The sequence below is a fragment of the Muriicola soli genome, from assembly GCF_004139715.1.
GTDB lineage: Bacteria > Bacteroidota > Bacteroidia > Flavobacteriales > Flavobacteriaceae > Muriicola > Muriicola soli.
The window spans coordinates 1,621,607-1,642,744 of the sequence record NZ_CP035544.1 but is presented as its reverse complement, the minus strand read 5'-3'; the positions used below and the strand labels follow the sequence as shown (position 1 = coordinate 1,642,744).

The window sequence follows — 21,138 nt, the reverse complement described above, 5'->3', positions numbered from 1 at the left end:
ATTAAATATATTTAAAGGAATAACCTAAGAATAACAACATGGGATACAATTTACTCAAGGGAAAAAAAGGAATCATATTTGGAGCATTGGATGAGAATTCAATTGCCTGGAAAACAGCGGAACGGGTTCATGAAGAAGGCGGAAGTTTTGTCCTTACCAATGCCCCCATTGCAATGAGGATGGGGCAGATTAATGAATTGGCGAAAAAGACCAATGCCGAAATCATTCCGGCTGATGCCACCAATGAGGAGGATTTGGCGAATCTCGTAGCTAAGTCACAAGAGATTTTAGGGGGAAAACTCGACTTTGTTCTTCATTCTATCGGGATGTCTGTCAATGTGCGAAAGGGTCGGCTCTACACGGATGAGAAATACGACTTTACAACTAAAGGATGGGACGTTTCAGCGCTTTCCTTCCACAAAGTGATGCAGAGCCTGTACAAGGCAGACGCCATGAATGAATGGGGTAGCATAGTTGCGCTTACTTATATGGCCGCACAACGTACTTTCCCGGATTACAACGATATGGCCGACAATAAAGCATATCTTGAATCGGTAGCACGCAGTTTCGGTTACTTTTTCGGGAAGGAAAAGAAAGTCAGGGTGAATACCATTTCGCAATCACCAACCCCCACTACTGCGGGACAGGGAGTAAAAGGTTTTGATGGATTTATCGCTTATGCCGAAAAAATGTCTCCTTTGGGGAATGCCACGGCACTCGACTGTGCCAATTATACCATATCCCTTTTCTCTGACCTGTGCAGAAAGGTCACGATGCAGAATCTCTTCCACGACGGAGGATTTTCCATGACAGGGGTTAGTCAGGAGGTAATAGAAAAATTTACCGATCAGGATTAACTAATTACGACACCGCTATAAAGGGCCATCCCGGAACAGGGTGGCCTTTCTTTTAAATGAATAGATGCAACTCTCTTTCTCACTGATTATTCCGGTTTACAACAGACCTGAGGAAATAAAAGAACTCCTTGAGAGTTTGGTGACCCAGACTTATTCTGAAAAATACGAAGTTGTGATCCTAGAAGATGGATCACAAAATCCTTCTGAGGATATTGCCAAATCATATGAAGAGAAAATAAATATTCAATATTATTTCAAGGAGAACAGTGGCCCGGGAGATTCCAGGAATTTTGGGATGAAGAAGGCCAGGGGAAATTATTTTATCATCCTGGACTCCGATTGCCTTCTGCCACCCAATTATCTGGCTGTAATACATGCATCACTAACAGAGGATTACGTCGATTTTTTCGGGGGTCCTGATACCGCACATCCCGATTTTACCATAACCCAGAAGGCCATAAACTATGCCATGACAGCTATGCTAACAACAGGTGGCCTAAGGGGAAATAAAAAGTCTACAGAAAAATTTCAACCCAGAAGTTTTAATATGGGAATTTCCAGGGAAGCTTTCGAAAGATCTGAGGGCTTTGGGAGGATACATCCCGGAGAAGACCCGGATCTCACCTTCAGGCTTTGGAAACTTGGATACAAATCTAAACTGATTCCAGAGGCCGTGGTACATCATAAAAGAAGGATTGATTTTAAAAAATTTTACTCCCAGGTTAAGAAATTTGGAATGGTGAGACCAATTCTCAATAAGTGGCATTCGGGAACTGCCCGTTTGTCTTATTGGCTCCCCACTTTATTTATATCAGGGATGGTGTTTGCGGTGATTTTGGCCTTGTTAGGAAACCCTGTACTCATTCTGGCCTACCTTTTTTATTTTATTGTGGTTTTTATTGACTCCCTTTATAAGAATCGTACTATAACTATAGCATTGATGTCTGTCTTTGCCGTTCTTATCCAGTTTATTGCTTACGGCTTGGGTTTTTTTAAGTCGACATTCTTACTTACTTTTAGTAGAAAGAAACCTCAGGAATTATTTCCCGCTTTATTTTTTAAGGAACAGGAATGACCGCAAAAAAAGCCATGAAAGGAGCTACAAAGCGCAAAGTAAAGGTTTTTGCGATCCTGTTATTGTGTTCTTTTGGGGCATGGCTAATCAGCAAGCTATCCGAGACCTATACGGAAAGGATCACTTTTGAGCTTATTTTTACGAATTCACCCGACACGCTTATGCTGATGAATTCCTCTAAGAAAGACATCACCTTAGGTGTTCGTGGAAGTGGCTGGCAATTCTTAAGCTCCCGTTTCACTTCAGGAGAATTGGCGATTGATCTGGGGAAAGTGGCTTACAATAACCAAAATTTCTACCTCCCAAATCAAGATTACAGGGATCAAATTGATGCTGCCCTGCCTGGAGATATGACCATCGTACAGATGGCTGATGATACACTTCTTCTGTATTTTTCCCGCCTCGTGAGTAAAAAGTTGCCCGTAGAACCGAATGTGGGAATCAACTTGGCACAGAATTACCTCCTTGAAGGTCCACTGAAAATTCTTCCCGATTCGGTCATTTTAACGGGGCCAGAACAAGAATTGGATACACTCTTAAAAGTCTACACCGAGCAAGTGGAGCTCACTGAAATTGACGGTAGTATTTCGAGGACCCTTAAGTTGATTAAACCACAATCACTGTTAAATACTAAATATAATGTCGAGGAAGTTCAGCTTTCTGCGGACGTCTTCCGTTTTTCTGAAAAGATTCTTGAAATCGCCATAGAGGTGGTGAATCTCCCGGATGGTACCCAGATCAGGACGTTTCCAAATAAGGTGGAAGTACTGTGTAAAGCGAGGCTGGAAATTTTAAAGGATCTGTCTCCTTCAGATTTTAAGGTTATAGCAGACCTAAAAGAAGTACAGGAAAATTCGTCTTTCCTTCCCATTCGATTGGTGAAACAACCAGAACGAGTTCCCAGTGCGCAATTATTGCAAGACAGGGTAGAATTTATATTAAAGAGAGAATGATTCGTGTTGGCCTGACCGGAGGAATGGGAAGTGGTAAAACAACCATAGCCAAAATGTTTATCGAACTCGGTATCCCGGTTTACAATTCGGATATGGAAGCACGTCGCCTTCTTATGGAGGATGCAGAGATCAGAAAAGCGGTTATTGCATTATTTGGAGATAGTGCTTATGTGGGAGGGCAATTGAACAGGACTTTTATAGCAGAGAAGGTATTTTCGGATAGTGAATTATTAGAACAATTAAATCAAGTGGTGCATCCTGCTGTGCGTGCGGATTTCAGAGAATGGGCAAAACGCCAAACAGCACCCTATGTGATTCAGGAAGCAGCGATCCTTTATGAAAATGGAGGTTTCGAGGAGTTTGATTATATGATCCTGGTGACGGCTCCAAAAAAGACTAGAATTCTTCGCATCAAGCAAAGAGATCAACTATCAGAAGAAGATATCTTGAAGCGAATGAAGCACCAATGGTCAGAAAAAAGGAAAAAAGCACTGGCCGACTTTGTGATTCATAATTCAGACCTTCCGGGTAGTCAGGCGAGGGTGAAGGAAATCCACCGGCAATTAATCGAGACGGCAGTTAAACAATAATTTTAACATTTGTGTTAAGGTTAGGTTAAACAGACAATCCCCTAAATGTTAAATTTTTAATTTTACCGCAAAATGAATAAGCGATTATTTGTTTTTCTTGTCATCCTGATGAGTTTATCCCTGATTGGGATAATTTCGGTACAGTTGTACTGGATCAAGCGATCTGTAGATGACAAAGAGGAACAGTTCTCAAATGCGATAGCAGAAGTACTCAATCGGGTTACAGACAAGATTGAGGAGAGAGAGATGAGGGATTATTCCGACAGGTTTCTCAGCCTTAAGGATAGTCTGGGGGTAGTTAAGAGTTCGCATCTCAGCAATATTTTCTTTATTGATCGGGATTCCAATTCAAATGAAATTACTTTCTACTCTCATGGTATCTTGGAAGAGGACTACAATATAGCATCGACGTTCTTTGACAGTGTTACGGGAGATAGCACCCAGATTAAAAATGTGACCAGTAAACGGACCAAAACCATATATAAGGAAGAATATGGCTTGGATGGAAGAGGATATCGGCTTAATCCTATTCAGAAGCTTGAAAAAATAGGAGGATTGTCTACGGTAGACAAGGCTGTTTTTGATGACGTTTACAGGGAATATGCCGAAAACGTGCCTATACATAAAAGGGTTTCAAAACAAGAGATCGAATTGTTATTGAATCAGGAGCTGAGCAATATGGCAATCGATACCGATTTTCAATATGGCATTTACAGCAGAGGTTTACCTACCAAAGTAAAATCGAGACGATTTAAATTTGCTGAATCCACGATATACAAGGCACCGATATTTAAGAATAGCGAGGGGAGTAGCAATTTTACCTTACTGCTCACATTTCCAAAAAAGAAGAAATTCTTACTTGAATCGGTTTTGGGAATGGCTTTCTTGTCATTATTGTTCACCCTGGTGATCGTGATCGCCTATGCTAGCGCTATCCATCAGCTGATCCGTCAAAAGCAGATCTCTGAAATTAAATCGGATTTTATAAATAACATGACCCACGAATTTAAAACGCCTATTGCTACTATAAATCTGGCAGTAGAGGCAATTCGTAATCCCAAAATCATCGGGGACCAGGAAAAGGTCATGAGATATTTGCAAATGATTCGGGATGAAAACAAAAGAATGCACGCCCAGGTAGAGAATGTATTGCGCATTTCAAAACTGGAAAGAAACCAATTGGATATCTCTAAAGACAGGGTGAAGGTACACGCCTTAATCCATAAGGCAATTTCGCACGTAGAACTCATTGTATTGGACAGAGGAGGATATATCAATACCCACCTGGACGCAGAAAGAGACGAGATTCTGGCTAACGATATGCATTTTGGAAATGTCCTGGTCAATATCCTTGACAATGCCATAAAATACTCTCCCGATGCACCAAAAATTGATGTGCATACAGAGGTTGCAAAGAATTATATCATCATAAAAATAGAGGACCAGGGTGCGGGAATGAGTAAGGCCGTACTAAAAAAGGTTTTTGAAAAATTCTACCGGGAACATACCGGAGATATACATAACGTCAAAGGACATGGGCTTGGATTGGCCTATGTAAAAAAAATAGTGGAAGATCATCAGGGCGAGGTTTCTGCGGAAAGTGAAAAAGGGAAAGGAAGTACTTTTTACATAAAAATGCCCTTAATTTAAAGTATTATGGAAACAGTTAATAAGAAAATATTATTGGTTGAGGATGATCCGAATTTCGGAATTGTGCTGAAGGACTATCTTTCTATGAACGATTTTGATGTCACTCTGGCCAAGAATGGGATGGAAGGGTTTGAGAAATTTAAAAAAGACAATTTTGACATTTGTATTCTCGATGTTATGATGCCCTATAAAGATGGTTTTACTCTTGCCAAGGAAATCAGGGACAAGAACGAGAACGTCCCTATCGTTTTCCTTACGGCAAAAACAATGAAGGAAGATGTCCTCAAAGGGTATAAGGCAGGTGCCGATGATTATCTGAACAAACCTTTTGATTCAGAGGTCCTCTTGATGAAACTCAAAGCCATACTCCAGAGAAAAGCATCGAGTACTTTGGCTGATAGTAAACAGTTTGAATTTAAGTTTGGAAATTTTCATTTGAACTCCAAATTGAGATTCCTGAAATACAAGGACGAAGAACCTATCAAACTTTCCCCTAAGGAAAACGAACTTCTTCGCTTACTTGCCCTTCATGAAAACGATTTAATGCCGAGGGAACTTGCACTGACTAAAATTTGGAGGGATGACAATTACTTTACCTCTCGTAGTATGGATGTTTATATTGCTAAATTGAGGAAGTATCTGAAGAAAGACGGACTTGTTGAAATCCTGAACATACACGGGGAAGGTTTCAGACTGGTTGTAAAATCCGATAAGAAAGAAGGGTAAATCAGAGCCCAAATAAAACTAAAAGGCAGCAATTCGCTGCCTTTTTTATTTTATCTGCTTCAGGATTTCTTTCAGGATCATTTCCGGTTCAAGCGTTATTGAGACTTCTATGGCATCCACAGGAGCTTCTAAGGCCTCGAATTGGGAGGTTAGCAAGTGTGAAGGCATAAAGTGATCTCTCCTTTGCTTTAGCCGATCTAAGATCGTTTCGTAGCTGCCTTGCAGGTAGATCCATATGGGGGGTGGTACGATACTGTCCTTTAAAGTGTCCCGGTAATGCTTTTTAAGGGCGGAGCAGGCGATTACGGCACCTGTTTTCTGATTTTTTTGAGCAAGGGAATTCAGGGCCTGCAGCCAGGACTCCCTGTCCCGATCATTGAGGGGAATGCCCTTGGACATTTTCGCGACATTTTCTGCAGGATGATAATCGTCACCGTCATAAAATGGCAATGACAGAGCGTGGGACAGAAGACGCCCTATGGTAGATTTTCCACAACCAGAAACACCCATGATAAAGAACACCCCGCTTGTATGTTCGTCTTTACCCATTTTCAATTATTTGGTCAATGAATTGAATATGCTCTGTTAAATCCCGGTTATAGGGAATCCATCTTATTTCCTTGTTTTTTCGGAACCAGGTTCCCTGCCGTTTGGCAAACCTTCGCGTATTCTTTTTTATTTCTAATATGGCATTTTCTAGGTCGGATTCGCCCTCCAAATAGCTAAATATCTCCCTGTATCCAACCGTTTGCAGGGCGTTGAGATGTTTATAATTCCTAAGGGTCTTTACTTCCTCAAGTAGCCCTGATTTCATCATTTGATCAACACGGCTATTGATTCTTTGATAAACTATCTCCCTAGGGGCTTCCAACCCCAATATGACAGACTGAAAAGGCCTTTTTACTTTAGCCTTACCCAGGAAATCAGAAAACGGTTTCCCGCTGGAACGAATCACTTCTATGGCCCTTAGGATGCGTTGTGGATTTTGTAGATCCACCTTCTGGTAATAATCGGGATCCTGAAGCTTGAGTTCCTCCTGAAGGGGTTTTAGCCCTTTCTCTTCCAGTTCCTTCTGGAGTTCTTGGCGCAAGCCGGGTTTTGTTTTCGGGAATGAATCAATGCCGTAGACCACCGTATCGATGTATAATCCGCTTCCCCCAACCATTAATACAATATCGTGGTATTTAAATAGTTCATCCAATTTCTTGATAGCATCCCTTTCAAAATCTCCGGCCGTATAGTTTTCATGTACACTTATCTGATGTACGAAGTGATGAGGCACCATCTTCAATTCCTCTTTGGTAGGGACTGCCGTACCAATATTCATCTCTTTGTAGAATTGCCTGGAATCAGCTGAGATAATTTCAGTCTTAAAATGAATTGCAAGTTGTACAGCCAGGGAGGTTTTTCCTATCCCAGTTGGCCCCACAATTACCAAAAGGGTTTTTTGTGCCATCAGTCTTCAATTAGCCTGAATCCACATACCCTGCAGTAATGCGCATCCTCCTTAAGGATAACCGTACCACATTCTGCACAGGATTTGTCCTTCTTTTTACTGTCCTTATTTTTGCGATTTGAGGAGGCGTATTCCGCACTGACAATTCCTGTGGGAACGGCGATAATGCCATATCCCACGATCATAATGAAGGTGGCGATAAATTGTCCTAGACCTGTTTGAGGGGAAATATCACCGTAACCCACTGTAGTGAGCGTAACGATGGTCCAGTAGACACTATGAGGAATACTATTAAACCCGTGCTCAGGGCCTTCCACCAGATACATGATCGTACCAAGGAGAACAGAAACGATAAGGACAAAAAACACAAAGACCAAGATCTTCGTCCTGCTGGCTCTGAGAGCCCGGACCAGATTGTTAGATTCTCCTATAAACCTGACCAATTTGAGGATTCTGAAAACCCTAAGAAGCCTCAAGGCTCTAAAAGCAGCTACGTATTGCGATCCCATAATAAACAGGGACAAGTACTTGGGAATAGTAGAGAGGAAGTCGATGATACCAAAAAAGCTGAAAACGTATTTCCTGGGCGACTTGATACAAATAATTCTCAGGATGTATTCAATGGTGAAGAGTATAGTTACGATCCACTCGGAAATGTTTAAAAACCCGTGAAATTTCTCATCAAAACGAGAATCACTTTCCAGCATTACAATGATTACACTGTAAAGGATCACGACCAGGAGTACGATATCAAACATCTTCCCGGCAGGCGTATGCGTGCCGTAGATGACCTCGTGTAATTTTGATTTCCAATCTTTTCTGGATGGCTTCTCCGTCATGGTTTCGAATTCAGCTCAATTATATTCAGGACCTTCCTATGGGTTAGGTAGTAAGAAATTTGTCTGGAAATATCCTTGTTCCCTTCCATAGGGGTCAATATTGATTCCAAGATATGAATATTATTGATTTGATAATTTAGTTCGTAGAAACCCACTCCTTTCAGTCGACCTTTTTTTATAAGAATTGCACTGCGTTCGCCCACTTCCCTTCCTTTATCTACTACCATTATATCCTTACCTGCAATATTGAATACACTATTGTTGGCATTCTCCTGACCATTTGGATGTAGATCAAGTTCAAGATCTTCACTTTTTAGTTGGTATTTGGGGGGATTTCTTTTGATTACTTCATGGAGTTTCAGAAAGGCGATGAGTTCATTTCCGGTAAGCTCAAAGGTTACCTTCCGTGTTTCTTTCTGAATACCCCTGCTCAGGGAAGTGTCAGAGGTAAAATGTTCATTTACCCTTTTTTTAATATTTGTACTCTTTCCGCTGTAAATGATCTTTTTGTCCTTGTTATACATGTAATACACCCCGGTTTCCGAGGGCATCTGATCAACGATCTTCAATTGCCGGTGTGTTAATTCTCCATGCGTTTCGGCACGGGTAACTTCGCTGATGATCTCTTTATTGAGGTCCTTAGTCAGTAATATTTTAAATAATTTGAGTGTGGCAAGGGCATCGCCGTTTGCGCGGTGTCGGTCACTTACCGGGATGCCAAGTGATCTCACCAATTTCCCAAGGCTATGCGATTCGGCTTCCGGGATCAATTTTTTTGCCAGGTCAACAGTGCAAAGGGTCTTGCGTTCAAAATTGTATCCCAGTCTTCTGAATTCTGTCCTGAGGATCCGGTAATCAAATTGGGCATTATGGGCAACTATGACAGAGCCTTCGGTTATTTCAACTATGCGTTTGGCAACTTCATGAAATTTCGGAGCGGTACGCAGCATTTTACTGTTAATTCCCGTCAGATTGACCACGAAGGGCTGTATTTCACGTTCGGGATTGACCAGGGAGATAAACTGATCGACCACCTTATGACCATCAAATTTATGAATGGCGATTTCGGTTATACCTTCTTCGTTGTACTTTCCTCCTGTAGTTTCTATGTCTAAGATTGAGTACATGGGATGCGCTGAATTTGCTCCTTATTTACCGTGTGTTATTGTCTTGCCCCAAAGATACTACTTCCAATCCGGACCATAGTGCTGCCTTCTTCTATGGCGATATCGTAATCTCCACTCATCCCCATGGAAAGTATAGATACTTCGGGCATAACAGACTTTAGGGCGTCGAACATTGTTTTCAGAGAATGGAATTCCTGGCGGATCTGATCCCTGTTATCCGTAAAAGTTGCCATGCCCATCAGCCCCATGATTTTTACATGCTTAAAATCCTTTAACTCTTCATTTGCAAGGAGAGCCTGTAATTCCTGTTCGTCAAAACCGAATTTAGTGTCCTCCTTAGCAATGAACATTTGGAGCAGACAAGGGATCGCCCTGCTGTGTTTTCGCCCATGCTTGTTTATTTCGCGGAGTAGTTTTAAACTGTCCACGCCGTGTACAAGAGAAACATAAGGAGCCATGTATTTTACCTTGTTTCGTTGCACATGGCCAATCATATGCCATTCTATGTCTTCTGGCAAGGAAGACCATTTTTCAGTCATTTCCTGAACCTTGTTTTCCCCGAAAACGCGATGTCCTGTATTATAGGCTTCCAGAATTTCTTCATTCGACTTGGTTTTGGATACCGCTACTAAGGTGACATCCGAAGGAAGATCATTTTTTATTTTTTTCAAGTTCTCTGCGATAGACATATGTTGTATTATAATTCGTAGATGGTGAGCCCACTTTTTAATTTAGGCTCTATATATGTGCTTTTCGGGGGCATTACCAATTGTGCATCCGCAATGGCCTTGATCTCGGCAATAGTGATCGGAACCAGATTAAATCCCACTTTAAAATTGCCCTTGTCGATCTCCGTCTTCATCCGCAGTACGTTGTGTTTTCCGTATCCGTATTGGATGCGCTTATCATTCCGCAAATCTTTAATTCCTAGGATAGGCTCAAGGATAGTCTTGTACAGAATATGTGTGTCTAATTTGCTCAAGGGATCTTCAAGGGGAAGTACATTTTTTCTCAAATAGAGGGAGTAGAAATCCCCGTCCAAATACATGCTGAAGTGGTGCTTTTTAGTTGGTTTGTACAACTCTGTATCCGTTTTTTTAATCCGGTACAGCTCGTCGAGTTTTACTAAAAAAGACTCTTTGGAATGCCCGTTCAGGTCTTTTACCAGCCTGTTAAACTCGAAAATCCTGATTTCGCTCTCCGGTATAAGGTAACTCATAAAATAATTGTAGGCTTCCTTCCCGTTGTGCTTGGGGTTTTTAGCTTCATGCCATTGGGCCAGCAATTCTGAAGAGGAACTGCGGTGATGTCCGTCAGCGATATACAGACTGTCCATTTCAGAAAATGTTTTTTCAATGGATCTCACGGCTTCGGAGGAGGATATTTTCCACAGGAAATGAGTGGTCCTGTCCGGGGTCGTGAAATGGTATACCGGATCCTCTTTTTTAGTCTTGCTTATTATTCCGGCAAGGGTGGGATGATCCGGATAGGTCATCAAAACGGGTTCGGCATTGAATTTTACAGTGTCGAGGTATTGGGCGAATAATCTCTCCCTGCTCTCAATAGTGTTTTCGTGCTTTTTTATAACATTGTTGCGATAGTCAGCAACACTGGTGGCACAGAAAATCCCGCAACAGCTAAAATCATTCTTTTTTATCTGGTAGAGGTAGAAACTGGGTTCTTTCTCCTTGATAAAAACTCTTTCTTCCAGAAATTCCATGTAGCGATTGTGAACCAGTTGGAATCGTTCCGCTCCCGAAACTTTTTTATGAAATTTAAAACCAGGGTTGATAATATGGAGAAAGGAAAATGGATTGAATTTTAGAATAGCCTTTAGCTCTTCTTTAGAGTAGACTTCATAAGACCGGGATGTTACATGGGCTACTTTATCTGGAGCCGGCCTGATGGCCCTGAATGGTTTTACTTTGGCCATTACGCTCTTTTAAATTGGGAAGCAACTTTCTCTGCTTTTCTAGACTCGGAATAATCGTAGAAACCTTCTCCTGATTTAACGCCTAGCTTACCTGCCATCACCATATTGGTCAGAAGAGGGCAGGGAGCGTATTTTGGATTTTTAAAGCCGTCGTAGAGTACGTGCAGAATGGAGAGGCAAACATCCAGTCCGATAAAATCTGCCAATTGAAGAGGCCCCATGGGATGTGCCATTCCCAACTTCATCACGGTATCAATTTCTTCAACACCGGCCACTCCGTTATACAAGGTTTCTATGGCCTCGTTGATCATGGGCATCAGAATACGGTTTGAGACAAACCCGGGGTAGTCATTGACCTCGGTTGGTGTCTTGCCTAAATTTAGCGACAGTTCCATGATGGTATTTGCCGTAGTATCAGAAGTGGAGTAGCCTCTTATGATTTCAACGAGTTTCATTATAGGGACGGGGTTCATAAAATGCATCCCTATGACCTTATCCGGTCTTTGAGTAACAGCTCCTATCTGCGTAATGGAGATTGATGACGTATTGGTTGCCAGGATGGTATCCGGAGGGCAAATATTGTCCAGGTCCTTAAAGATATTTAGTTTAATATCCAGGTTTTCACTTGCGGCTTCAACAACCAGGTCAGCATTGGCAGCGGCATTTTGAAGATCTGTTGATGTTGTCAGATTATCGAGCGTCGATTTAAGCTGTTCTTCACTGAGGGTTTCTTTTTGAACCATACGATCCAGATTTCTGCGAATCGTCTTTATACCATTTTCCAGTGCCTTCTCTGAAATATCCACTAGTGTCACCTTAAAATTATGCTGTGCAAACACATGGGCAATTCCATTACCCATAGTCCCGGCACCAATTACAGTAATATTCTTTATCATTATTAGCTCGTTTACGTGTTATAGGTCAAATGACGCGATCACTTGCAGTGCAACCCTCAGGGCCCTGGTTCCGTCTGTTAAGGTCACCTCGGGGGTAGTATCCTGATTGATGGCATCTGCAAAGGTTTCCAATTCGTCAAGGATCGCATTATTGCTTTTGATCTCAGGGTTTTCAAAATAGATCTGTTTTTTCATTCCTTCGGCATTTTGAAGGACCATATCAAATTCGCCCGGCTTTTCAGGAGCATCTTTCATTTTAACGACTTCCACCTTTTTCTCTAAGAAATCGACTGAGATGTAAGCATCACGCTGAAAAAATCTGGATTTCCTCATGTTTTTCAGCGAGATTCGGCTGGCTGTAAGGTTGGCAACGCATCCGTTTTCAAATTGGATTCGCGCATTGGCGATATCAGGTGAGTTACTGATCACAGAAACCCCACTGGCGTGTATGTCCTTAACTTCTGAAGGGACCACGCTCAGAATGGCATCGATATCATGGATCATTAAATCAAGGACCACAGGTACATCAGTTCCTCTGGGATTGAATTCAGCGAGCCTGTGCGTTTCGATGAACATCGGATTGTGAATGAGATCTTTAACGGCCGTAAAAGCCGGATTAAAGCGCTCCACGTGTCCTACCTGACCTTTCACCCCGTATTGTTTTTCCATGGCGATCAGGCTTTGCGCTTCTTCAAGGGTTTTGGTGATAGGTTTTTCCAGAAATACGTGTCTCCCTTTTTCCATGGCTTTTTTAGCACAATCGAAGTGGGATAGGGTAGGAGTTACTATATCAACCACATCGACCGCTTCAATAAGGGTATTTATATTGTCAAAATAGGTGTATCCGAATTCTTTTTCCACCTTTTTTCCGTGAATAGAATCGGCATCGTAGAATCCAACCAACTCGTACTTAGACGACTCATTTAAAAGTCTCAGGTGAATTTTCCCCAAATGCCCAGCACCTAAAACACCAACTTTCAGCATACTTTAAAATTTTGTCAAAAATACGGAGATTAATCTTAATTCATCTCAGCTAAAAAATCTGAAATGTGCTAACTTTACACGGAGCAGAAGCACATTTGATAAAACAGACTTATTGAAAGATACCTTTAAACATCAGGGCATGCGGAATAAATTGGCAGATACCGTGGCTGCCAAAGGCATTGAGGACAAAAAAGTGGTTGATGCCATACGAAGCATTCCCAGACACTTGTTCATGGACAGTAGTTTTGAAGACCATGCCTACCAGGACAAACCCTTTCCCATTGCTGCAGAACAGACCATCTCACAGCCGTACACAGTGGCTTTTCAAACCGAACTTTTAGACGTGCTTCCGGGTCATAAAGTTCTTGAGATAGGAACGGGTAGCGGATATCAAACTGCCGTCCTCTTGCATTTAAAGTCCAAAGTTTACACCGTAGAAAGACAACTGGAGCTTTTTAAAAAAACAAACATCTTCTTTAAGAAAATGGGATATCGTCCCAAGAAATTAGTATTTGGCGACGGCTACAAAGGACTTCCTGAGCACGCCCCATTCGACAGAATTATAGTTACCGCCGGTGCACCCGAAGTCCCAAAAAAATTATTATCCCAGCTCAAAATTGGAGGTAAGATGGTAATCCCGGTTGGAGAAGAGGACCAGGTGATGATGCGGATAACAAGGAATTCAGAAACGGAATTTAAAAGGGAAACTTTCGGAAACTTTCGATTTGTACCCCTGCTGGAAGATAAAAACTAGTAAGGTAGATCACCTAATTGTTAAAACTCTTTTTGATTCTGTCTAAACGGACTTTAGACTCCCTTTCCTTAATTGACTCACGTTTGTCGTACAGTTTTTTTCCTTTCGCGAGGGCGATCTTCATTTTTGCCAAACCCCGATCATTGACAAATACGGAAAGGGGAACTATTGTGAGTCCGCTAGTACTCACTTCTTTGTGTAATTTTTGCAGTTCCTTCTTATTGAGCAGAAGTTTGCGCGAGGCTTTGGGTTGGTGATTAAAGTGCGTGGCATGAGAATATTCATCTATTTGCATATTTATCACAAATAATTCTCCATTTTCATTGAATTCGCAAAAGCTCTCAGTGATAGATGCTTTGCCTAACCGAATCGACTTAATTTCCGTTCCGGCAAGTACAATTCCTGCAACGTAGGTCTCCAGCAGCTCATACTGGAAACTCGCTTTTTTGTTCTTTATATGGATCTTCTTCTGCATGGCAGCACAAAAATAAGAACAATTCCTGCAGTGCCGGGTTCATTTTATGGAATAATCCCTGTTTCTTTGTACTATGGATACTAAATACTTTATGAGATCATTTTTACTCGCATTCTTGGTTGTTAGCGTTTTTACCGGCTGCGGAGATCCTAAAAACATCCCGTCTGCGCAAGAACTGGTAGACCGAACAATTGAAGTTGCAGGTGGTGATCTCTACGAACAAAGTGAGTTTAGATTCAAATTCCGGGATATGGTGTATGTGCTTGAAAGGGAAAATGGAGAAAAAATCATGAAACGCATCAAACAAACCGATTCAGGGCAACTTACCGATGTGCGAAATGGCGATAAATTCAATAGAGTTTTTGAGGGAAAGTCTATACAGGTTTCAGATAGTATGGCCAATGTGTACAGCAATTCAATAAACTCGGTACATTATTTTGCTTATTTGCCATACGGCTTAAATGATGCTGCAGTGAATAAGGAGTTGATAGGGAAAAAGTTGATCCGAAATAGGGAATACTACAAGGTCAAAGTTACATTTGAACAGCAAGGCGGTGGCGAAGATTTTGAAGATATTTATATTTATTGGATTGATAAAGAGACATTTAAGCCTTCTTACTTAGCGTATGAATTTCATGTGGATGGAGGCGGAATGCGATTCCGAGAGGCATATAATGAACGTTTTGTCAACGGGATTCGCATAGTGGATTACCGCAACTTCAAACCAAGGGGAACAGCTGACATTATGGAAATTGATGACCTTTTTGAGAAGGGTCAGCTTGAATTGCTGTCAGACATAAAACTTGAGGCCGTAGAGGTTAGTCGGGACAATTACAATTAAAGTTCAGGCGCACATCGGTGGTCATGTCTCCTATTTGCTGGACTATAAAAAGGCTGCCGTTATCCGAGTCATCCATAGGTGGGTATTTTTCTTCCCCTATCATTTTATTTACAAAATCCGGAGTGGTATTGCTGTGTCCTACAACTAAAACATTCTTTCCAAGATTATCAGCTTTAAAGGCCGCAACATCGATCATAGAAGGGTCGTAGTACTGGCGGATCAGGTCGTATTTTACTTCTGCAGGCGCAGCAGTCATGGTTGTACGACGATAGTCTGTGGTATAAATAGCAGTGATATTTGCATCATTTAGGATTTCTGCCCAATGCATAGCTCTGCCAAGGCCTTTCTGGTTGAGTTCCGGATCTCTGTTCTCAGGATCAGTCCTGTCTTTTTCAGCATGTCTGATGAAATAGTAGGTAGTTACTTCAGGGCCAATTTCAGTATTTGTGAGTTGGGTTTCCTCTTTACAACTGAAAAGGGATAAAAGGAATATCAAACAAAGCGATAAAAGTTTTGGTTTCATAGGTGATTGATTTATTTCTTTTAGGCTAGCTACTATTATGTAACTTTACTTTTGTAAAAATAGTATGAAATTCCCTTGATTCAACCGATCTATGCCAAAACCCCTTTTTATTTTCCTCTTTCTTATTTGTGTTATCATTGGAAAAGCTCAGGAAGTTAGCTTGCCTTCAGATTTCAGACAACACAATTTAAATCAGTACAATAGCAGCCTTTTTAACCCCGTATTTACCCTTGATCGCAACAATCCTCAATCCTTGTCCGTATGGAGCAGATGGCAATGGCAACAGCCTGATGCCGACCCAACCACCTTGTTTGCCAATTATACGCATAAGTTGAATCCAAGATCCTCAGTTGGAATAGGCTTTTTACAACAAAATACCGGCGTTTTCCTTCAGACCGGGGGCGTGCTCAATTACGCATACGACTTTGAAATTGCACCTGATGTTTTCCTTGCTTTGGGGATTAATCTCTTTGGTTACCGCGAAGAATTAGCCGACGATCGCTTTCAGCAGAGTCCGAATATCAATCTACCCTTCTTATATGATGGTCCTGAATTTATCCTGCAGGCGGCACCGGGAATTCGATTGGCCTACAAAAATCTCAGTCTTGGCTTTACGGCGGAAAATGCTGTGATATACAATGTTAGTCCTAGTGATAACAATAATGGAGATGCGGAAAAAATATTCCTGGGCTCAGCAAGCTATTCCTTGCCTGTTAAAGGTACCGGAATTCTCGAAAATGCATATTTACGACCATTATTGTATATCAAATCAATCCCCGAAATGGATGCGCAATACGGAATAAACACCCTTTTTGCAAGTGACAAGATTTGGTTACAAGGAGGGTATCATAACTTTTATGGCTTCTCAGGAGGAATTGGCGGAACTTTTTTAAGAGTTTTTCTGTGGGGGCTCTGGTTGAAATTGGGAATAGTACGGAGCTGAATGGCAAGGACCCCACATTTGAAATCGTGACCTCTTATCAATTCGCAAAACCTGATCCCAGAAGAAAAATAGTGGGCTTCGAAATAGAAGATGAGGAAATACAGGAAGAAGTTGAGGAAGTTTCTAAAGAAAAGAAACTCAGTAGAAAGGAACGCAAGGCCCTGGCTTTGCTCGCCGAGAAAGAGAAGCAGGATTCAATAATTGCCGTTCAAAAACGCGACTCAGTTGCCCTGGCTAAACGTAGGGCAGAGGAAGAAGAAAGTCAAAGGGCGGCAGCTGAACTCGAAAGAAAGAAGGATTCTGTTGCTGCAGTGGCGATGAGGAATGATGAAGAGGCTAAAAAAGAGCAAGTTGTTGAACCACAACAAGGAGAACGGTTTGAAGAAGCGGTTTTAACTGAGGATATCCGTCCTGGCTTTTATTTAATTGTCAATGTTTTTGGAACTCAGCGGTACTACAACAGTTTTATGGAGACGTTGAGAAAAAGAGGCCTGGAACCTAAGTCTTTTTACCGGACTCAAAGGAAGCTTAATTATGTCTACCTCAGGCGATATGATACTATGGGTGAAGCCAGGAAAGCCAGAGACAGCAGATTTAATGGGAAATATAGTGATGCGATCTGGATTTTCAGGGTAAGAGTAGAATAAGATCAGATATTCATTTCTCGTTTTACTAAGACTTCCAGGTAGGCAATGGTGTTGACCAGGTATTTTCGATCACCAGAGATGGTCGCCATCGCGATGGCCCCTGAATCATAGTGAACATTTGTTTTGCGAATTGCAGAGGCGGTACAGGTAATTTAATCTCACTGTTATTTACTCCGTTTTCAAGAACTAATGCAATTTTACCTTCAATGGTCCGTAAAGTTTCCCTTGCTGCTCCTAGTAAGTGGCGATTGTTATAATGGGCATCAACACCTACATTTAGTACCGGACATCCTCCCATAGGGGCAGTGAACTCATCGTAATGCCTGTAAAAATCTGTAATCCTAAGCAGAATGTCCAGCGTATGGCCTCCTCCCTCTATACGTTTGTCTATAGCCGCGAGAAGTGCGGTGCTCAAATGCTCGAAAGCAGCCAGAGCCAGAGATTCTTTATTTTCAAAATTCCCGTATAAGGCACCTTTCGTAAGGCCTGTGACCTCAGTGAGATCGCTCATGCTGGTACCAATATACCCTTGCCTATTAAAAACTGGGGCCACTTTTTCAATGATAAAGGCAGTGGTACGTTCGGCTTTGGAGGTCATTAAGGGTCAATTTTTTACGAATATAAAAAACTAAGCCCTGTGAAGGGTATATTCTGATGAAAAAAAACAGCCGGTGAAAAGAGTTCCCGGCTGCTATTAAAATTTTATTTAAAATGTTATTCTACCAATTCGGATTGGTTTCTAAATACCAGTCCATTATCAAAGGAATCGATAAGGATAATGCTTTCTGCTGTGATGTTTCCACTTAACAATTCTTTGGATAAGTTATTCAGCACTTCCTTCTGAATAGTTCTTTTAATTGGCCTCGCCCCGTATTGCGGGTTATATCCTTTTTCCGCTAGATAAGCTATGGCTTCTTCTGTTGCATCGAGGGTGATATGCTGTTTCCCAACCATCTTTTTTAGCTGTTCTATCTGAAGGCGCACGATATCCACAATATTCTTTTTACTCAGAGGAGTAAACATAATTATATCATCGATCCTATTCAGGAATTCGGGTCTGATATTCTGTTTTAAAAGTGCCATCACTTCAATTTTCGCCGCTTCCGTTGCACTGGGCAGGTCCTTTAAATTTTCAAAGGTATCCTGTATGATGTGGCTGCCCATGTTACTGGTCATAATAATGATGGTGTTTTTAAAATCGGCTACTCGCCCTTTATTATCAGTAAGCCTGCCTTCATCCAATACCTGCAGAAGGATATTAAACGTATCCGGGTGTGCCTTTTCAATTTCATCAAGTAATACGACAGAATAAGGTCGTCTTCTCACTGCTTCCGTGAGCTGGCCTCCCTCATCGTAACCCACATACCCGGGGGGGCACCCACTAATCTGCTCACCGAATGTCTCTCCTGGTATTCACTCATGTCGATTCGGGTCATGGCATTTTCGTCATCGAACAGATAGTCTGCCAGGGTCTTGGCCAATTCGGTCTTGCCCACTCCTGTTGTCCCTAAAAATAAAAAGGATCCAATGGGTTTCTTAGCATCCTGTAAGCCAGCCCTGCTCCGCCTGATGGCGTCTGACACGGCTTCAATGGCCTCTTCCTGCCCAACAACCCGCTTGTGAAGTACTTTTTCAAGTTTAAGGAGTTTTTCGCGTTCGCTTTGCAGCATTTTGGTAACAGGGATTCCCGTCCATTTAGCCACTACCTCGGCAATATCTTCATTGGTCACTTCTTCTTTGATTAAAGTGCCACCCTCCTGAGCCTCAGCGAGATCTTGCTGTAATTTCTCCAGTTTTTGCTGGGCTTCTTTGATTTTGCCGTAACGCAATTCTGCAACGAGGCCGTAATCTCCGTTTCTTTCAGCTCTTTCGGCCTCCAATTTGAATTCTTCAATATCTACCTTGGTTTTCTGTACAGCATCGATCACTGATTTTTCACTCTCCCATTTGGCAAAAATCTCATTTCTTTCCTCCTTAAGGTTGGCAATATCTACATTCAATGCTTTTAACTTGGCATGATCTTCTTCCCGCTTAATTGCTTCTATTTCGATCTCCAATTGCATTATCTTCCTGTCTAGAACATCGAGATCTTCTGGTTTACTATTGATCTCCATCCTTAGTTTAGAAGCGGCCTCGTCCATCAGGTCTATTGCTTTATCTGGAAGAAAACGATCCGTGATATACCGCTGAGACAACTCTACTGCTGCTATTACGGCTTCATCCTTAATTCTCACCTTGTGATGTGCTTCGTATTTCTCTTTGATTCCTCTCAGAATTGAGATCGCACTTTCAGTGTCAGGCTCATTGACCACTACCTTCTGGAACCTGCGTTCCAGGGCTTTGTCTTTTTCAAAATATTTTTGATATTCATCCAGTGTGGTTGCTCCAATCGCCCGCAATTCCCCTCTTGCGAGGGCAGGTTTCAGTATGTTGGCCGCATCCATAGCTCCCTGCCCACCTCCGGCACCAACCAGGGTGTGGATCTCATCGATAAACAAGACAATATCGCCATCGCTCTGAGTAACTTCTTTGATAACCGACTTAAGACGTTCTTCAAATTCTCCTTTGTATTTTGCTCCTGCGATAAGCGCACCCATATCGAGGGAGAAGATAATTTTGTCCTTTAGATTTTCAGGTACATCTCCCTGAATTATCCTGTGGGCAAGACCTTCTGCAATAGCGGTTTTCCCAGTACCCGGTTCTCCTACCAGCATGGGATTATTTTTGGTACGTCTCGAGAGGATCTGAAGGACGCGTCTGATTTCTTCATCCCTTCCTATAACGGGATCGAGTTTGCCACTATCGGCCAACTCGTTGAGATTTCTTGAGTATTTATTGAGAGCATTGTAGGTGTCTTCGGCACTTTGGGAAGTGACCTTTGCTCCTTTGCGCAGTTCTCTGATCGCAGCGATCAGATCCTTTTCAGCAACCCCCTGATCCTTTAGGATTCTGGAAATTTTGCTTTTCGACTTAAATATGGCCAGGAGAATGTGTTCCAGAGAAACAAAATCGTCCTTCATGTTTTTAGCGACAATATTGGCCTCGGTCAGTGTTTTTCCTGCTTCCCTGGAAAATTGTAGCTCGCCTCCGGACACCTTGGGAATACTCTCCAGTTCTTTATTGACCACTTGTTCCACCAGGGACAGATTAACGTTCAGTTTCTTTAAAATAAAAGGCAGAACGTTTTCATCTGTTTCTGTTAGCGCTTTAAACAGGTGCTCGTTCTCGATCTGAGGATGTTGCATCTCCTGGGCCAATTGCTGGGCCAATTGGATAACTTCCTGTGATTTTATGGTAAAATTGTTAATATTCATGCTCGTTATGTGTTTTATATTCTAATGTCTATTTTTGACATGAATAGGTCAACAATCTTACCATTGTTATCGACCAGACAAAATGTCTTATAACCCCCAGATATACAGGACAATAAGTCAGTTAGAATGATTCCTGGGGAATAAAATTAAAGTCAGCTATGGGCGTATTTAATTGGTGGAAAGGAACGGATGAAAAAGAGTCCGAGCAATTAGATAAAGCGAAATGGAATCCCCTTGAAACGGAATCTCAGTTGGAAGAGATTATTCACCGTTCCGGCGAACGCACACAAATTATTTTCAAAAATTCTACGAGTTGTGGGATCAGTGGGATGGTGAAGCGATCCTTTGAGGCTAATTATCCTTTGAGACCCGGGCAGGCAGAACTCCATCTCTTACACGTGCAGTACAATCGTGAACTTTCGCATGCAATAGCTCGGGAATTTGAAGTCAGGCATGAATCACCCCAGTTGCTGGTTATTAAGAATGGAAACGTAGTTAAACACGCTTCCCACGGAAGTATAAACGATGTTTCTTTGGAGGACTATCTTTAAAAAA

Annotated in this window: 21 protein-coding genes and 2 pseudogenes; 11 read left to right on the top strand and 12 right to left on the bottom strand. The window is 41.9% G+C overall.

The genetic code is table 11. The features are described from left to right. The first annotated feature begins 38 nt into the window (after positions 1–38). The 6 genes from EQY75_RS07405 to EQY75_RS07380 all read left to right on the top strand — a co-directional run bounded on the left by EQY75_RS07405 (position 39) and on the right by EQY75_RS07380 (position 5,851). Positions 39–857: an enoyl-ACP reductase FabI gene (locus EQY75_RS07405; RefSeq protein WP_129604436.1), complete on the top strand. Its 819-nt coding sequence runs from the start codon at positions 39–41 to the stop codon at positions 855–857. A 64-nt stretch (positions 858–921) separates the two neighbouring features. Continuing rightward, complete coding sequence (locus tag EQY75_RS07400) at positions 922–1,932, top strand: glycosyltransferase family 2 protein (RefSeq protein WP_129604434.1); 1,011 nt, start codon at positions 922–924, stop codon at positions 1,930–1,932. Next, positions 1,929–2,885 (top strand): CdaR family protein, encoded by a 957-nt coding sequence (locus EQY75_RS07395; protein WP_129604431.1) that lies wholly within the window; start codon positions 1,929–1,931, stop codon positions 2,883–2,885. Before EQY75_RS07400 ends, EQY75_RS07395 begins: the two co-directional genes overlap by 4 nt. Next, positions 2,882–3,475, top strand: coding sequence for a dephospho-CoA kinase (gene coaE / locus EQY75_RS07390; protein WP_129604429.1), 594 nt, complete (start codon positions 2,882–2,884; stop codon positions 3,473–3,475). Before EQY75_RS07395 ends, coaE begins: the two co-directional genes overlap by 4 nt. Before the next feature lie 72 nt (positions 3,476–3,547). Beyond that, positions 3,548–5,125 (top strand): sensor histidine kinase, encoded by a 1,578-nt coding sequence (locus tag EQY75_RS07385; RefSeq protein ID WP_165200581.1) that lies wholly within the window; start codon positions 3,548–3,550, stop codon positions 5,123–5,125. 6 nt (positions 5,126–5,131) lie between these two features. Next, complete coding sequence (locus EQY75_RS07380; RefSeq protein WP_129604426.1) at positions 5,132–5,851, top strand: response regulator transcription factor; 720 nt, start codon at positions 5,132–5,134, stop codon at positions 5,849–5,851. Between the two features lie 45 nt (positions 5,852–5,896). Here EQY75_RS07380 and EQY75_RS07375 read toward each other — a convergent pair whose 3' ends face one another. Genes EQY75_RS07375 through EQY75_RS07340 form a run of 8 tightly spaced genes read right to left on the bottom strand, consistent with a single transcriptional unit; the run spans position 5,897 to position 13,086 of the window. Further along, complete coding sequence (locus EQY75_RS07375) at positions 5,897–6,400, bottom strand: gluconokinase (RefSeq protein ID WP_246019820.1); 504 nt, start codon at positions 6,398–6,400, stop codon at positions 5,897–5,899. Continuing rightward, the gene (gene miaA, locus EQY75_RS07370) at positions 6,393–7,307 is read right to left on the bottom strand and encodes a tRNA (adenosine(37)-N6)-dimethylallyltransferase MiaA (protein WP_129604424.1); all 915 of its coding nucleotides are present in this window, start codon (positions 7,305–7,307) and stop codon (positions 6,393–6,395) included. Before miaA ends, EQY75_RS07375 begins: the two co-directional genes overlap by 8 nt. Then, positions 7,307–8,146 (bottom strand): ion transporter, encoded by an 840-nt coding sequence (locus EQY75_RS07365; protein ID WP_129604421.1) that lies wholly within the window; start codon positions 8,144–8,146, stop codon positions 7,307–7,309. Before EQY75_RS07365 ends, miaA begins: the two co-directional genes overlap by 1 nt. After that, positions 8,143–9,273: an exonuclease domain-containing protein gene (locus tag EQY75_RS07360; protein WP_129604419.1), complete on the bottom strand. Its 1,131-nt coding sequence runs from the start codon at positions 9,271–9,273 to the stop codon at positions 8,143–8,145. The genes EQY75_RS07365 and EQY75_RS07360 overlap by 4 nt, the downstream gene beginning before the upstream one ends. A 35-nt stretch (positions 9,274–9,308) precedes the next feature. Next, positions 9,309–9,962: a YggS family pyridoxal phosphate-dependent enzyme gene (locus tag EQY75_RS07355; RefSeq protein WP_129604416.1), complete on the bottom strand. Its 654-nt coding sequence runs from the start codon at positions 9,960–9,962 to the stop codon at positions 9,309–9,311. Between the two features lie 8 nt (positions 9,963–9,970). Next, complete coding sequence (locus tag EQY75_RS07350; protein ID WP_129604414.1) at positions 9,971–11,206, bottom strand: DUF1015 domain-containing protein; 1,236 nt, start codon at positions 11,204–11,206, stop codon at positions 9,971–9,973. After that, positions 11,206–12,099 (bottom strand): 3-hydroxyacyl-CoA dehydrogenase family protein, encoded by an 894-nt coding sequence (locus EQY75_RS07345; protein WP_129607020.1) that lies wholly within the window; start codon positions 12,097–12,099, stop codon positions 11,206–11,208. The genes EQY75_RS07350 and EQY75_RS07345 overlap by 1 nt, the downstream gene beginning before the upstream one ends. Before the next feature lie 21 nt (positions 12,100–12,120). Continuing rightward, positions 12,121–13,086: a Gfo/Idh/MocA family protein gene (locus EQY75_RS07340; RefSeq protein ID WP_129604411.1), complete on the bottom strand. Its 966-nt coding sequence runs from the start codon at positions 13,084–13,086 to the stop codon at positions 12,121–12,123. A 112-nt stretch (positions 13,087–13,198) separates the two neighbouring features. On the opposite strand from EQY75_RS07340, the gene EQY75_RS07335 reads away from it, so the two are divergent. Beyond that, positions 13,199–13,840 carry a protein-L-isoaspartate(D-aspartate) O-methyltransferase gene (locus EQY75_RS07335; protein WP_129604409.1) on the top strand — a complete coding sequence of 214 codons (642 nt, stop codon included), beginning with the start codon at positions 13,199–13,201 and terminating at the stop codon, positions 13,838–13,840. Positions 13,841–13,853: 13 nt separating this feature from the next. On the opposite strand, the gene smpB is transcribed toward EQY75_RS07335, so the two are convergent. Continuing rightward, on the bottom strand, positions 13,854–14,315 hold the full coding sequence (smpB, locus tag EQY75_RS07330; RefSeq protein WP_129604406.1) for an SsrA-binding protein SmpB: 462 nt from the start codon (positions 14,313–14,315) through the stop codon (positions 13,854–13,856). 91 nt (positions 14,316–14,406) lie between these two features. Between smpB and EQY75_RS07325 the strand changes: the two genes are divergently transcribed. Beyond that, entirely contained in the window at positions 14,407–15,156 is a 750-nt protein-coding gene (locus tag EQY75_RS07325; protein WP_129604404.1) for a DUF6503 family protein, read from the top strand. On the opposite strand, the gene EQY75_RS07320 is transcribed toward EQY75_RS07325, so the two are convergent. After that, the gene (locus tag EQY75_RS07320) at positions 15,134–15,679 is read right to left on the bottom strand and encodes a SixA phosphatase family protein (protein WP_129604402.1); all 546 of its coding nucleotides are present in this window, start codon (positions 15,677–15,679) and stop codon (positions 15,134–15,136) included. The two genes, EQY75_RS07325 and EQY75_RS07320, sit on opposite strands and share 23 nt — an antisense overlap. Before the next feature lie 91 nt (positions 15,680–15,770). Here EQY75_RS07320 and EQY75_RS07315 point away from each other — a divergent pair, with 91 nt between their 5' ends. Continuing rightward, a complete protein-coding gene (locus tag EQY75_RS07315; RefSeq protein WP_129604399.1) occupies positions 15,771–16,622 on the top strand; it encodes a PorP/SprF family type IX secretion system membrane protein in 852 nt (283 codons plus the stop codon). Next, positions 16,583–17,269, top strand: a complete 687-nt coding sequence (locus EQY75_RS07310) for a hypothetical protein (protein ID WP_129604396.1) — start codon at positions 16,583–16,585, stop codon at positions 17,267–17,269. Before EQY75_RS07315 ends, EQY75_RS07310 begins: the two co-directional genes overlap by 40 nt. A gap of 2 nt (positions 17,270–17,271) precedes the next feature. Here EQY75_RS07310 and EQY75_RS07305 read toward each other — a convergent pair. Together EQY75_RS07305 and clpB are read right to left on the bottom strand one after the other, a co-directional pair. Continuing rightward, a pseudogene (locus tag EQY75_RS07305) lies at positions 17,272–17,867 on the bottom strand (TetR family transcriptional regulator C-terminal domain-containing protein). A gap of 116 nt (positions 17,868–17,983) precedes the next feature. After that, positions 17,984–20,583 (bottom strand): annotated as a pseudogene (clpB, locus tag EQY75_RS07300) (ATP-dependent chaperone ClpB). Between the two features lie 158 nt (positions 20,584–20,741). Between clpB and ytxJ the strand changes: the two are divergent. Next, the gene (gene ytxJ, locus EQY75_RS07295) at positions 20,742–21,134 is read left to right on the top strand and encodes a bacillithiol system redox-active protein YtxJ (protein ID WP_129604393.1); all 393 of its coding nucleotides are present in this window, start codon (positions 20,742–20,744) and stop codon (positions 21,132–21,134) included. Positions 21,135–21,138 lie beyond the last annotated feature (4 nt).

Excerpts from the sequence above, each read along its gene's own strand:
- EQY75_RS07405 (WP_129604436.1), top strand. The coding sequence starts at position 39 with ATGGGATACAATTTACTCAAGGGAAAAAAAGGAATCATATTTGGAGCA.
- EQY75_RS07400 (WP_129604434.1), top strand. The coding sequence starts at position 922 with ATGCAACTCTCTTTCTCACTGATTATTCCGGTTTACAACAGACCTGAG.
- EQY75_RS07395 (WP_129604431.1), top strand. The coding sequence starts at position 1,929 with ATGACCGCAAAAAAAGCCATGAAAGGAGCTACAAAGCGCAAAGTAAAG.
- coaE (WP_129604429.1), top strand. The coding sequence starts at position 2,882 with ATGATTCGTGTTGGCCTGACCGGAGGAATGGGAAGTGGTAAAACAACC.
- EQY75_RS07385 (WP_165200581.1), top strand. The coding sequence starts at position 3,548 with ATGAATAAGCGATTATTTGTTTTTCTTGTCATCCTGATGAGTTTATCC.
- EQY75_RS07380 (WP_129604426.1), top strand. The coding sequence starts at position 5,132 with ATGGAAACAGTTAATAAGAAAATATTATTGGTTGAGGATGATCCGAAT.
- EQY75_RS07375 (WP_246019820.1), bottom strand. The coding sequence starts at position 6,400 with ATGGGTAAAGACGAACATACAAGCGGGGTGTTCTTTATCATGGGTGTT.
- miaA (WP_129604424.1), bottom strand. The coding sequence starts at position 7,307 with ATGGCACAAAAAACCCTTTTGGTAATTGTGGGGCCAACTGGGATAGGA.
- EQY75_RS07365 (WP_129604421.1), bottom strand. The coding sequence starts at position 8,146 with ATGACGGAGAAGCCATCCAGAAAAGATTGGAAATCAAAATTACACGAG.
- EQY75_RS07360 (WP_129604419.1), bottom strand. The coding sequence starts at position 9,273 with ATGTACTCAATCTTAGACATAGAAACTACAGGAGGAAAGTACAACGAA.
- EQY75_RS07355 (WP_129604416.1), bottom strand. The coding sequence starts at position 9,962 with ATGTCTATCGCAGAGAACTTGAAAAAAATAAAAAATGATCTTCCTTCG.
- EQY75_RS07350 (WP_129604414.1), bottom strand. The coding sequence starts at position 11,206 with ATGGCCAAAGTAAAACCATTCAGGGCCATCAGGCCGGCTCCAGATAAA.
- EQY75_RS07340 (WP_129604411.1), bottom strand. The coding sequence starts at position 13,086 with ATGCTGAAAGTTGGTGTTTTAGGTGCTGGGCATTTGGGGAAAATTCAC.
- smpB (WP_129604406.1), bottom strand. The coding sequence starts at position 14,315 with ATGCAGAAGAAGATCCATATAAAGAACAAAAAAGCGAGTTTCCAGTAT.
- EQY75_RS07325 (WP_129604404.1), top strand. The coding sequence starts at position 14,407 with ATGAGATCATTTTTACTCGCATTCTTGGTTGTTAGCGTTTTTACCGGC.
- EQY75_RS07320 (WP_129604402.1), bottom strand. The coding sequence starts at position 15,679 with ATGAAACCAAAACTTTTATCGCTTTGTTTGATATTCCTTTTATCCCTT.
- EQY75_RS07315 (WP_129604399.1), top strand. The coding sequence starts at position 15,771 with ATGCCAAAACCCCTTTTTATTTTCCTCTTTCTTATTTGTGTTATCATT.
- ytxJ (WP_129604393.1), top strand. The coding sequence starts at position 20,742 with ATGGGCGTATTTAATTGGTGGAAAGGAACGGATGAAAAAGAGTCCGAG.